At 69.0% G+C, this 11,616-nt stretch carries 13 protein-coding genes and 1 pseudogene; 5 read left to right on the top strand and 9 right to left on the bottom strand.

Going from position 1 to position 11,616, the window contains the following annotated elements; translation table 11 throughout:
* Positions 1-29: 29 nt before the first annotated feature.
* Entirely contained in the window at positions 30-386 is a 357-nt protein-coding gene (locus tag ACFYO0_RS21780) for a 5-carboxymethyl-2-hydroxymuconate Delta-isomerase (protein WP_388678313.1), read from the top strand.
* A 10-nt stretch (positions 387-396) separates the two neighbouring features.
* On the opposite strand, the gene ACFYO0_RS21775 is transcribed toward ACFYO0_RS21780, so the two are convergent.
* Positions 397-1,092, bottom strand: a complete 696-nt coding sequence (locus tag ACFYO0_RS21775) for a TetR/AcrR family transcriptional regulator (RefSeq protein WP_388678310.1) — start codon at positions 1,090-1,092, stop codon at positions 397-399.
* Between the two features lie 265 nt (positions 1,093-1,357).
* Between ACFYO0_RS21775 and ACFYO0_RS21770 the strand changes: the two genes are divergently transcribed.
* Complete coding sequence (locus ACFYO0_RS21770; protein ID WP_388678307.1) at positions 1,358-1,789, top strand: hypothetical protein; 432 nt, start codon at positions 1,358-1,360, stop codon at positions 1,787-1,789.
* Positions 1,790-1,875: 86 nt separating this feature from the next.
* On the opposite strand, the gene ACFYO0_RS21765 is transcribed toward ACFYO0_RS21770, so the two are convergent.
* The 7 genes and pseudogenes from ACFYO0_RS21765 to ACFYO0_RS21735 all read right to left on the bottom strand — a co-directional run bounded on the left by ACFYO0_RS21765 (position 1,876) and on the right by ACFYO0_RS21735 (position 8,766).
* Entirely contained in the window at positions 1,876-3,411 is a 1,536-nt protein-coding gene (locus tag ACFYO0_RS21765; RefSeq protein WP_388678304.1) for a DUF1996 domain-containing protein, read from the bottom strand.
* A 306-nt stretch (positions 3,412-3,717) separates the two neighbouring features.
* Complete coding sequence (locus tag ACFYO0_RS21760; RefSeq protein ID WP_388678301.1) at positions 3,718-4,371, bottom strand: LuxR C-terminal-related transcriptional regulator; 654 nt, start codon at positions 4,369-4,371, stop codon at positions 3,718-3,720.
* On the bottom strand, positions 4,356-5,642 hold the full coding sequence (locus ACFYO0_RS21755) for a sensor histidine kinase (protein WP_388678298.1): 1,287 nt from the start codon (positions 5,640-5,642) through the stop codon (positions 4,356-4,358). The genes ACFYO0_RS21760 and ACFYO0_RS21755 overlap by 16 nt, the downstream gene beginning before the upstream one ends.
* A 52-nt stretch (positions 5,643-5,694) precedes the next feature.
* Positions 5,695-6,717: an SDR family oxidoreductase gene (locus ACFYO0_RS21750; protein WP_388678296.1), complete on the bottom strand. Its 1,023-nt coding sequence runs from the start codon at positions 6,715-6,717 to the stop codon at positions 5,695-5,697.
* 71 nt (positions 6,718-6,788) lie between these two features.
* Positions 6,789-6,869 (bottom strand): annotated as a pseudogene (locus ACFYO0_RS21745) (winged helix family transcriptional regulator); the annotation flags it as partial.
* Between the two features lie 171 nt (positions 6,870-7,040).
* Positions 7,041-8,069 carry a glutamine synthetase gene (gene glnII / locus ACFYO0_RS21740; RefSeq protein WP_388678293.1) on the bottom strand — a complete coding sequence of 343 codons (1,029 nt, stop codon included), beginning with the start codon at positions 8,067-8,069 and terminating at the stop codon, positions 7,041-7,043.
* Between the two features lie 247 nt (positions 8,070-8,316).
* Positions 8,317-8,766 carry a MarR family transcriptional regulator gene (locus tag ACFYO0_RS21735; RefSeq protein WP_388678290.1) on the bottom strand — a complete coding sequence of 150 codons (450 nt, stop codon included), beginning with the start codon at positions 8,764-8,766 and terminating at the stop codon, positions 8,317-8,319.
* A 67-nt stretch (positions 8,767-8,833) separates the two neighbouring features.
* Here ACFYO0_RS21735 and ACFYO0_RS21730 point away from each other — a divergent pair, with 67 nt between their 5' ends.
* On the top strand, positions 8,834-9,688 hold the full coding sequence (locus ACFYO0_RS21730) for an alpha/beta fold hydrolase (protein WP_388678287.1): 855 nt from the start codon (positions 8,834-8,836) through the stop codon (positions 9,686-9,688).
* 18 nt (positions 9,689-9,706) lie between these two features.
* On the opposite strand, the gene ACFYO0_RS21725 is transcribed toward ACFYO0_RS21730, so the two are convergent.
* Entirely contained in the window at positions 9,707-10,342 is a 636-nt protein-coding gene (locus ACFYO0_RS21725; protein ID WP_388678285.1) for a hypothetical protein, read from the bottom strand.
* A gap of 431 nt (positions 10,343-10,773) precedes the next feature.
* Between ACFYO0_RS21725 and ACFYO0_RS21720 the strand changes: the two genes are divergently transcribed.
* Positions 10,774-11,082 carry a hypothetical protein gene (locus ACFYO0_RS21720; RefSeq protein ID WP_388678283.1) on the top strand — a complete coding sequence of 103 codons (309 nt, stop codon included), beginning with the start codon at positions 10,774-10,776 and terminating at the stop codon, positions 11,080-11,082.
* A gap of 257 nt (positions 11,083-11,339) precedes the next feature.
* Positions 11,340-11,612 (top strand): hypothetical protein, encoded by a 273-nt coding sequence (locus ACFYO0_RS21715; protein WP_388678280.1) that lies wholly within the window; start codon positions 11,340-11,342, stop codon positions 11,610-11,612.
* Positions 11,613-11,616 lie beyond the last annotated feature (4 nt).

The raw sequence follows: 11,616 nt of genomic DNA, 5'->3' as shown, positions 1-11,616 counted from the left end.
ACGGCAAGAGCCGTAGAACAGGAGTGCCCATGCCGCAGATCACCGTCGACTACTCGGTGCCGCTTGGCGACGCCTTCGACCGGAAGGGCTTCGCGCTCGCGCTGCACACGATGGTGGTGGAGACGGCTGCCGCGAAGCTGGAGGCGTGCAAGACGCGGTTCCGGCCGGCCGAGGACCTTGTGATCGGCGCGGAGGCGGACGGGCACGCACTGGTGCATGTCACGGTCGCGCTTCTGCCCGGCCGTACGGAGGAGACGAAGGCAGCGCTGACCGAGCGGACGCTGGAGCTGCTACGGGCCCATGTGAAGCCCGCCGGTGGGATCACGCTGCATGCCTCCGCGGAGGTGCGGGACCTCGACGCCTCGTACACCAAGTTCGAGGAATAAGGCCAGAGGCCTACGACGCGAGGGCGATCAGCCGGCCGACGAGGTCCGTGAACGGGCCCTCGGCCGGCTCGTCCTTGAGCATGCGGCGCAGCAACGTGGCCATTTCGTCGTCGTACGCCGCGCTCACCGCCGTCAGCGCCGCGAAGTCGTGGACGAGCTGCGCTTCCAGTTCGGCGCGGGGGATACGGCGGCCGTCCAGCCAGATCAGGGCCGTCGACTCGGCGAGTGAGATCCAGGAGCGGATGACCAGTTCCAGCCGGGCGGGCGGCCGGTTGATGTCCAGATGCGCCAGTATCTGGAGGTATGCGGCCTGCCGTACGCCGTCCACGAGGGCGTTGGTGGTGGAGGAGCCCACGGCCGGGCCGCCCCGCATCAACGCCGAGAATCCGGGCCCGTGCTCGTCGACGAAGTCGAAGTACCGCCGCATCACCCGCAGCAGCCGCGCGCCCAGCGGACCTTCCTGCGGCTCCACGAACCGGGTCGCCAGATCGTCCGCCGCCCGCTTCAACGCCGCCTCGTACAGGCTGAGTTTGCCGGGAAAGTAGTGGTAGACCAGGGGCCGGGAGATACCGGCGGCCGACGCTATCTCGTCGATGGAGACCTCGTCGGGCGAGCGTCGGCTGAACAGTTCGAGCGCGACGCCGATCAACTGCTGCCGCCGCTCCTCGACACCCATCCTGCGGCGTACCTGTACCCCGGTTGTCATGCGAACACCTTACCGATCGGATCCGGCCTCCAACGGGACGGTCCCGCAAGGGTGTTCACATGTCCAGCGCCTCACTCCGTGAGTCTGTGGGCGTCTGACGGGTGTCGGGTGGGTGTCTGTGGGAGATGGCCGCCGGGGCCGGGTGTGTGGTTCGGTGGGGGGCCGATTGAGCGTGGGGCGCCCGGGAGCCGTATCGAGTACAGGGCCCTTGCCGGGGCTCTCTGCGGCGTGGAGTTCATGTCGCCGGACGTGACCGGAGGAAAAGATGAGGTTGACGCGACACGGTCTGGCCGCGGCCGGAGCAGCCGCCGCGCTGCTGGTGCTGACCGGCTGCGGCTCGGACGACGGTGGGGAGAAGGTCCCCGCGACCGCGACCGGAAGTCTGGAGAAGATCGCCGGCCAGGCCGGCTGCAAGCCGAACATGCAGATGGACGAGGACACGATCCGGCAGGCCATCTGCAAGAACTCCGGGGGCAGGTTCGTCCTCGCGACGTTCGCCACCGACCGCGGTCAGCGCGAGTGGCTGAACGGGGCGAAGGACTACGGCGGGTACTACCTCGTCGGCCGCAAGTGGGTCGCCATCGGCAAGGAGAAGACGGTCACGGCGCTGCGCGGCCAACTCGGCGGGATCATGGAGGAGGGGTCCGAACACATGAACCCCGGTGGCAGTCACAACAAGGGCGGTCACCACGGCTGACCGCCCGGGTCCGGGGCACTTCGAGGACAAGCGAAAGCCGGCGGTGGGAGAACCCACCGCCGGCTTCCTGGTGTGCTACCGGGTTGCTACTGGCAATCCTGGCCACTGTTGATGCACTCGACCACCTGGTTCATCGTCTCCTCGTCGAAGAAGTTGATGAAGTCGTTGTGGTCGGTGATCGGCTTGTGCAGCTCGGTCGGGAAGCCGTCCACCGCGAACGGGTTCACGACCTGTCCGTTCTCGATCTGCGGCGCCGGAACGTCGTAGACCAGACGGGCCTGGAGCTGGGGGATGGCCTGGAAACCGTTGGGGCAGCTGCCGTCCGCCTGCACGAAGGCCACGTGGTCACGGTGGTTGGCGCTGTCGATGTTCTGGCCGTCCCAGCAGCTCTGGAAGTTGGACGTCCGCACCACGGAGCTGCCCTCGGGGCAGATCGGGTACTTGTCCGTCAACTGCCGGTCCTCGAAGCCGGTGCAGCTCCAGTTCGTGTTGGCGTTGGCGAGGCCGTTGGAGAAGGCCTTGGCGTCACCGGTGATGATGCGCAGGGCCTGCGGCATCGCGACGACATCGCTCGCCTTGTTGCCGACGAACTTCAGCTCCGCCTCGGTGGCCTCCTGGATCGGGCCGATGTTGCCTTCCGCACCGCCACCGAGGTCGTTAGCGTCGAACTCGTCCTCACCGTTCTGCAGGCGCAGCACCGGCCAGTAGTACGACGACTTGTCGCCCTGGTTCTCGCAGCTGGTGTCGGCCTGGAGGAACTGCTCGTCGCTGGTGAAGGCGTTGTTGTCCTGGTTGCCGACGTAGTCGTGCGTGTGCTGCGCGCCGTTGTCGACACCCGGAGCGACGATGATGTTGTCCGAGTTGTGGTTGTCGTTCCCGTTGGTGCCACAGCTCGTGGTGAAGCTGCCCGTAGAACCGGAGTCGCCGTTCGCGGCGAGCCCGTTTCCGCCCACACCCTGCGGGCCGCCGTTCGGCTGGACCTGGGTGATGTCCTGGAAGTCGGCCGCCACCGGGCCGCCCTGCTGGCCCTGGTCCTGACCGTCACCCTGGTCCTGGCCCTGGTCCTGACCGTCACCCTGGTCCTGGCCCTGATCCTGGCCATCGCCCTGGTCCTGACCCTGGCCATCGCCCTGGTCTCCACCGTTGTTGATCTGGTCAGCCGGCACACCCTCGCACTGGGCCATCTGCTCGGCCCCCTGCGGAGGCTGACCGCCCGCGTTCCGGATGTTGATGGCCATCCGGTCGATGGTGGCCGTCCGCTTGGCCTTCAGCGGGCCGAGGATGGCGTTGTCGACGTAGCTGGAGTCACCAGCCTGAGCCTGACGCGTGTCCGCGAGACGCTTGTAGGCCTCCGAGACCTGCTGGTCGAGCTTCGCCAGCTCCTGGTCGACACCCTGGCGTGCGCCGTCCGGCACATCGGTCAGCGACTGGCCGACGTCCGGACATTTGATTGTTGCCACCCCTGCGGCGGTCGTCTGCGCGTTCTGCTGCGAGTTCTCCTCTCCCGCAGAAGCGTAGATGTTGGCCGCCAGCAAGCCGCCGCCACCCAGCGCGAGAGCCGCCGATGCGGCTATCGCCCGGTTGGCGAGCGTGGAGCGGCGTTTTCGGTTTGTGCGTCCCATGGAACTCCTCTGGCTTCCTTGCGGGGCATTGAGGCGCCCGACAGGAGGTGAAGCGGCGTCGTTCAATACGCAAGGGGCTCATGGGGTGTTCAGCGTCATCAGAAATTGGTGAGAGATTGGTGGAGCAATTCCGGCTCAAGGGGAACAGAACCCCCTGTTTCAACGGCAGTTGAGGGGGGAATACTGACTCTTATTCAGTGAGTCTTCGGTGCGAGCCAATTCTTATACCGGTTCGCCATGTCGGTCTTGTACCGGTCCTCTGCCGGTCCCTCCGCGAGTCCTCTCCGGCCCTCCGCCGATTCCTTTTCAGCGGCCCTGGTCCAAATAAGCGAGAACGGCCAGAACGCGGCGATTGTCATCGTCCGACACCTCAAGGTCCAGCTTCGCGAAGATGTTGGAGGTGTGCTTCGCAATGGCCCGTTCTGTCACCACCAGCCGCTCCGCGATCGCCGCGTTCGAACGGCCCTGCGCCATCAGCTCCAGCACCTCCCGCTCGCGCGGCGTCAGCCGCCCCAGTGGCCTGCTCTCCGCCTGACGCCGCGACAACAGCTGCTGGATCACTTGGGGATCCATCGCGGTGCCGCCCGTGGCGACCCTGCGTACGGCATCGATGAACTGCTCGGCGTCGAAGACCCGGTCCTTCAGCAGATAGCCGACCCCGCCGGTCCCGTCGGCCAGCAACTCCCGCGCGTACAACTGCTCCACGTGCTGCGACAGGACCAGCACCGGCAACCCCGGTCTCTCCCGCCGCGCATGGAGCGCGCACTGCAAGCCCTCGTCCGTGTGCGAAGGCGGCAGCCGGACGTCGACGACGGCGACGTCCGGCTCCAACTCGGCGAGCGCCCGCGTGAGTTCGGGCCCACTCTCCACCGCCGCCGCGATCTCGAAGTCGTACGCCTCGAGCATCCGCACCAGTCCGTCGCGCAGCAGGAAGAGGTCTTCGGCTAGGACAACTCGCAAGGGATCTCCATGGTCACCATGGTGGGACCGCCCGCGGGGCTGCTGACGGCCAGGACGCCGTCGAATGTACCCAGTCGCCGCTCGACTCCGGAGAGTCCCGAACCCGCGCCGATCCCGGCACCGCCCTTGCCGTTGTCGGTGACGGCGACACGGAGCATGCCGTCGCTGTGGTGCACATCGACCCAGATGCGATCGGCGTCCGCGTGCTTCACGGCGTTGGTCAGCACCTCGCTGACGGCGAAGTACGCGGCCGACTCGACGGGGGCGTCCGCGCGCCCCGCCAGTTCCACATCCACCTCGGTGCCGACTGGCAGCCGTAGCGCCAACGCCCGTACGGCGTCGCCCAGTCCGCGCTCGGCGAGTACGGGGGGGTGGATGCCGCGGACCAGGTCCCGCAGCTCGGTGAGTGCTTCGGCGGAGGACTTGCGGGCCTGCGCGAGGAGCTCCTTGGCCTTCGCGGGGTCCTTGTCGAGGAGCATCTCGATGGTGCCGAGATCCATGCCCATGGCGACGAGGCGGGCCTGGGCGCCGTCGTGCAAGTCCCGCTCGATACGGCGGAGTTCGGTCGCGGAGGTGTCCACGGCGTCGCGCCGGGTCTCGGTCAGCACCCTGACGCGCTCGGCGAGTTCAGTCTGGCCGGGGCTGAGGATCGCCCGGGTGAGGCGGAAGTGGAGCTGGAAGGCGCTCACGGCGTACCGGTGGGCGACGATGAGAAGGACGGCGCCGAGCGCGCCGGCGCCGAGCGCGGACGCCTGGTCGCTGACCGGCACGAATCCGTACCAGTACGGCCCGTACTCGACGTACGGCCCGCCCGTCATCGTCCGCCACAGCCCGGCCGCCAGCGCGAACCCCTCCAGCGGGTACAGCACGAGGACCGCGGGCAGCAGAGCGGTGACGAAACCCGCCGTCATGTCCACCGGCAGCCACCTCAGGTCTCGCCAGGTCGCCGGGTCGCGAAGCATCCCGAAGGTGCGCGTCCAGGGGTTGGCGTCCTTCGGGACCGGCCGGTACGTCGACGGGATCCTCACCCCGCCCCACTGGGCCGCGAGCACTCGCCGCCAGTCCGCGAACGCCCGCACCCCCGTGAGGGCATACGGCGTCGTCACGATCCCGACCCCGATCGGGATCAGCGCGATCGAAACCAGGGAGAGCGTGAAGCAGAGCACCGCCCCCGGCAGCAGCACCAGCGCGAGTCCCAGTCCGCGCGCCCCCGCGAGCACCATGCCCCGCGCCCTGCTGACGCTGCTGCTCTTCGTCTCTGTGGTGGTCATGCCGACAGTCTGTACGAGCCGGGGGAGCGGGACACGGGGCCGGGCACCCCGGTCAGGGGGTGGTGCCAGGTACACCCCCCTCGCCCGCCGCGAGCACCTTCGCCTCCACCTCCGGATCGAGGCCCTTCGAGGTCCGGTCCGGCCGCATGGGCGCCGTACCGCCGATGTCCTGGAGCCAGCGCCAGGTGTCGGCGACGGTCTCGGCCACGGGACGGCAGCGCAGCCCCGTGGCGACGGCCTTGGACACATCCGCGCTGTGCAGGGCGTCGTGCATGTCACTGCCCGGCGGCACCCACACCGGCAGCTGGGTCCACGGCTCGATGCCCGCGCCCAGGATGACTTCCGGCTCGGTCCAGCGCAGTTCGGCGGCTGCGCCGACGGTGGTCACGCACGCCTCGAGCAACTCGCCCATGGTGGCGTGCCCTTGGGGACTGATCAGGTTGTACGGTCCGCCCAGCTCCCGCTCCACCGCCCCCAGGGTCCACTCCGCGAGGTCGCGGACGTCGACGAACTGGAGGGGAAGGTCCCGTGGCCCCGGCGCCAGCACCGGCCCGCCACACGCCATGCGAACCAGCCACCAGGGCAGCCGGCCCACGTTCTCGTACGGCCCGAGGATCAGCCCCGCCCGCACCAGCACGGAGCGGTCCGTCCCGAACGCCTCGATCGCGGCCAGTTCACCGCCCCGCTTGTCCCGCGCGTAGTCGGTCTGCTCCGCGCCGGCCTCGGCGCCCTCGACCAGGGATGCGTCCTCGGTGTACCCGGCGGGCGGCGCCCACTCGTACACCGAGCAGCTCGATACGTATACATACCGCCCGGCGCGGCCCCGCAGCAGCCGCGCCGTGTCCCGCACCGCGCGGGGCGCCGCCGACCAGGTGTCGACGACGGCGTCCCACTCGCCCTCGGTGAGGGCGGCGAGCCCGTCGGGCGCGGTGCGGTCGCCGTGCAACGACCGTACGCCCGACGGTGGTTGGTGCCGCCCCCGGTTGAAGACGGTCACGTCCCAGCCGCGGGCGAGCGCGGCCTCGACGACGGCCCGCCCCGCGAACTCCGTACCACCCAGCACCAGAAGTCTCATGCCACCGACTCTGCACGGTCGCATCCCGGGACGGAACGGATTCTGCTGACAGAAGAGCGGAGGCTCGACTGTCAACGCCCGGGCGGCGGCGCGTACTTGTACCCCACGCGCCGTACCGTCCGGATCGCCCGCCGGTGCTCCGCACCGAGCTTGCCAGAAGGGCTCGAGGTCGTGGCGACCTGTCGCGGGGTGCTTCTGGAGGCTGGCCATGGCCCCATGAAGCAGATGACGGTGAGGGGGCGTCCACCGTTTGTGGCGGACGCCCCCTCACGGAGTCGTACGGGTCGGACCCGTTCGTAGGGATCAGGCCCGGGTCGTACGGGTCAGACCTGGCCGGCCTTGTCCAGGGCCGTGCAGCAGGTGTCGACGATCAGGCGCGTCACGACGTACGGGTCGACGTTCGCGTTCGGGCGGCGGTCCTCGATGTAGCCCTTGCCGTCCTTCTCGACCTGCCACGGGATACGGACAGAGGCGCCGCGGTTGGAGACGCCGTAGCTGTACTCGTTCCAGGGAGCCGTCTCGTGCAGACCGGTCAGGCGGTCGTCGATGCCGGCGCCGTAGTTCTTGACGTGGTCGAGCGGCTTCGAGCCCTCGCCCAGCGACTCGCACGCGGTGATGATCGCGTCGTAGCCCTCGCGCATCGCCTTCGTGGAGAAGTTGGTGTGCGCGCCCGCGCCGTTCCAGTCGCCCTTCACCGGCTTCGGGTCCAGCGTCGCGGAGACGCCGAAGTCCTCGGCGGTGCGGTACAGCAGCCAGCGCGCCAGCCACAGCTGGTCGGCGACCTCGAGCGGGGAGAGAGGGCCGACCTGGAACTCCCACTGGCCGGGCATGACCTCGGCGTTGATGCCGGAGATGCCCAGGCCCGCCTTCAGGCAGTTTTCCAGGTGCGCCTCGACGACGTCACGGCCGAAGATCTCGTCCGAGCCGACACCGCAGTAGTAGCCACCCTGCGCGGCCGGGAAGCCGCCCTCGGGGAAGCCGAGCGGGCGCGAGCCCTTGAAGAAGGTGTACTCCTGCTCGATGCCGAAGATCGGCTCCTGAGCGGCGAACTTCTCCGCGACCTCGGTGAGCGCGGCACGGGTGTTGGACTCGTGCGGCGTCATGTCGATGTTGAGGACCTCGCACATGACGAGCACGTCGTCGCCGCCGCGGATCGGGTCCGGGAAGGTGGCGACCGGCTTCAGCACGCGGTCGGAGGCGTGGCCCTCGGCCTGGTTCGTGGAAGACCCGTCGAAGCCCCAGATCGGCATCGCTTCGCCCTTGGCGTCATCGGCCAGGATCTTCGTCTTGGAACGCAGCTTGGCCGTCGGCTCGGTGCCGTCGATCCAGATGTACTCAGCCTTGAAGGTCACGGGCCACATCCTTCGGGGTGGGTCTTGTTGCGCTCGGTCGTCACGGGCGCGCGGCGCTGCGGCACTGAGGCGCCGCGGGGATGCCCGCAGCCTGTCAACAGGGGATTTCCCGATCATTGCTCGGCTGTGAAGCCCGTGTTACCTGGTGCTTGTGGACTGGGTGCCCGCCTTGAGAGCGGGTGGGCTCCGTCGTATACGAGGGAGTACGGGAGCGGAGGAGGCGAAGCGAAGGCTGTACGGGGGGGCGTCACTCGTCCCCGGCCGAGGCGTCCCGCATCCCCTCCAGGAAGCCCCGGATCGCCTCCCGCTCCCGCTCGTCGCAGCTCTGGAGCAGCTCCACTGCCTTCCCGATGAGTGGCCCGAAGAAGGACCACCCCAGTTCGACCGCCCGCTCGTCCACCTCGACGACCACCTTGCGCCGGTCCTGCCGGTCCCGCACCCGCCGCACATGCCCGGCCCCCTCCAGCCGGTCGAGCAGCGAAGTGGTCCCGGCCGAATTGAGCCCGAGCGCGGCACCGAGCCGCCCTGCCGTCATCTCCTCGCCGGCCCGGGAGGCATCCATGAGCTCGATCAGGGCGCGTACGTCCGTCGGGTGCATGCCGTTGTGGCTCGCGAACCGGGCGCTGTGCAGGCCGAGTTCGACCGTCACCGCTCGCAGGAGATGGACGATCTCCATCTCGGGGCCCTGGTTCCGCATGTGCCGCCTCCGGCTATCATCTCGCTCGTCGAATATCTCGCTCGGCGAGATAATACGGGAGGGCTCCATGAGTACGTACGACAGCGACGCCTTTCAGTCGGCCTACGACAAGGTCATGGCCAAATGGCCCGCGGAACGGGAGGCGATCCGCGTCTCCACGCCGTTCGGTACGACGTACGTCAATGCCTGCGGACCGCCCGATGCGCCCCCGCTTCTCCTCGTGCCAGGAGGCGGAGGTGCGACCTCCGCCTCCTGGCACGCCCAGGCCGCCGACCTCGCCCGCAACCACCGCGTCCTCGCCGTCGACCTGATCGGTGCCCCCGGCCGCAGCGAACGGGTCGGCGACCGTCGCCCCCGTACGGTCGCCGACCTGTCCGTCTGGCTGGACGCGCTCCTGGATGGCCTCGGTGTGGAGACGGCGGACATGGGTGGGCACTCGTACGGCGGCTGGATCGCCCTGCATTACGCGCTGCTGGCGCCCGCCCGGGTGCGCCGCCTGTTCCTCCTGGACCCGACCCAGTGCTTCGCCGGGTACAAGGCGGCGTACCTGCTGCATGCCCTGCCGATGTTGCTGCGTCCCGCGCCCCACCGCGTCCGCGCCTTCCTGGAGTGGGAGACCGGGGGAGTGGGCCTCGATCCGGACTGGCTCCGCCTCCAGGAGACGGCCGCCGGCTTCCCCTCCGCGAAGCCGGTGACAGGGCCCCGCCCGGTGCCGGAGGCGCTGCGGGGCCTGGAGGTGCCGGTCCTGCTGGTCCTGGCCGGCAACGGCAGGACTCATGACGCCTACCAAGTGGCGGCGCAGGCAGGCGGGCTGTTGCCGCGCGCGGAGACGGAGGTACTGCCCGACATCTCGCATCACGCGTTGCCGCAGGCCGCACCCGCCGAACTGGGCCGCCGCCTCATCGACTTCCTCGGTGGCTGACTCCTCCGGGGCCGAGCCTCACCCCACCTTCTCGATCAGCGCCCGACGGATCAGGAACTTGCCGGGCTCGCGGACCTGCTCGAAGGCCGCGTTGTTGAGGAGGGCGCAGCTGCCGGAGGTTGAAGTGACCTCCACTGTCGTGGACTTGTTGTTGTCGAGGTTCGTGACCTTCAGTTGCGTACCGGCTGGGAACTGGTTGCTGGACGCGGCCGGGGCGCCCGCCTCGCCGGAGAGTGTGACGGTCGAACCTGCGCAGACCTGTTCACCTCCGGCGACCCCCGTCGTGTCGCCGGAGGTGTCTGCGGGAGCCGATGCCGGCTGCTCGGCCGGGGTGTCCTGAGTCGACTCCCCGGGCGTGCAGCCGGAGGCTTCCTGCTTGCGCTCGATCTCCGCGATGACCGCTTCCCGGTTGGCGATCCGGGCCTCGGACTGCGCATCCGGGTTGGCGCGTTGCCCCTCGATGAACTTCTCGTTGTTCCCGAGCGCCGTGGCCAGCCCCTTGCAGACCGCCGAGGACGGCGCCTGACCGGCCGGCGCGGCGTTCGAGTTGGCCGCCAGAGCGAAGGCCCCGCCTCCGGCGACCGCCGCGGCGCTCACCAACAACGCGAGCTTCTTCTTCGGGCCGATCGTTCTCCTACGCGACGTACGCGGCATGGCGCGCCTCCTGTCTCCGGCCGCCCTGGCGGCGACCCGGTCGTGAGCGGGGAGTACGCCGCTATGTACGAGATACCGAACGGAGTTACTCGATGGTTAACACGAGTCACTCAAGTGGCTTAGATCACAAAGGAAGTTGAGTAATTCTTCTCCTGGGAGGGCGTGGTCCGGGCAAGGGGCGCCGCCTGCGCGACCGCACGAGGAGGAAACCTTGCCGCCGTCGTGTGCGTGCCCGCCGAGGTCTCTGTTCGAATTTGACGGCACCCCATGCGCACCTTGCGGACCTGGGGTGACAGCATGCCAATTCCCGTGCTCACCTGGGCCTTTGTCGGGCTCTGCGGAGTGTCTCGATGTCAGTGGTGGGCAGTAAACTGTTAGTAGTGTTCGAGGGCGCCGACGGACGGCTCCCTGACCGCGACAGGAGGATGCCCGTGCCCGCTGCCGCACTCTTCCCGCTGCCCACGCAGTCCACAGCCAAGAGGCCGGTTCCGCTGGATCTGCCGTACGAGCCCGTCGAGAAGCGGCCGCTCCCGCCGGGGCGTCCGCGTGACTGGTACATCACGCACAACCGGCGCCTCAAGGCGATGCGGCTCGCCATCGCGTTGCTGGACTCCGGTGTCTACATGCCCAACCAGGCCCGTAACGAGAGGATCCGCAGCACGGCCGAACTCATCGGCGTCCACCCGCCGTCGGACACGACGTGCCACATGGTGCGCGCGCTGATGCGTTACGCCCGCTGAGGTCCCCGGGCTTCTTCTCCAGCGCCGGTCGCCCCTGGGGGTGGCCGGCGCGTGGTGTTTTGGCCGGGGGCCTTTCCCCGAGCAGCCCGCCCCTTCCCGAAACCGGAGGGGGGCCGCCCCGACCGCCCAACCCGGCGGACTAATTCGGTTTCGGCGAAGTGGCATCACCCGTCATCCTGAGGACTACTCTCAACCCACCGACGAACGGGTGTTCGCAAGCCGCGACGTCCCAACCCATCACGTGAAGGAGGCTCGTCATGGGTACCTTGATCATTCTGGCGATCCTCGTGCTGGCCGTCATGGGGTTCAGTAACCCTGTCTGGTGGATCGCCGCCGCCGCGCTGCTTTACCTGCATGTCCGCTACGGCCACACCGGGCCGTCCACGTCATCCGGCGGCCCCGCGGGCTCCCCGGCTCGCGCCGACGAAAGCTACCGCGCATACCGTCAGCGCCGTGACCGTCAGGCCAGGTGGGAGCGCCGGTACCGCCGCGAGCGCCCCTGGGCGTCCCGGCAGCGGAAGGGCCTCTAGGGGC

The sequence above is a fragment of the Streptomyces sp. NPDC006365 genome (genome assembly GCF_042870755.1).
Taxonomy (GTDB): Bacteria; Actinomycetota; Actinomycetes; order Streptomycetales; family Streptomycetaceae; genus Streptomyces; species Streptomyces xiangluensis.
This window is presented reverse-complemented; position numbering and strand designations above follow the sequence as displayed.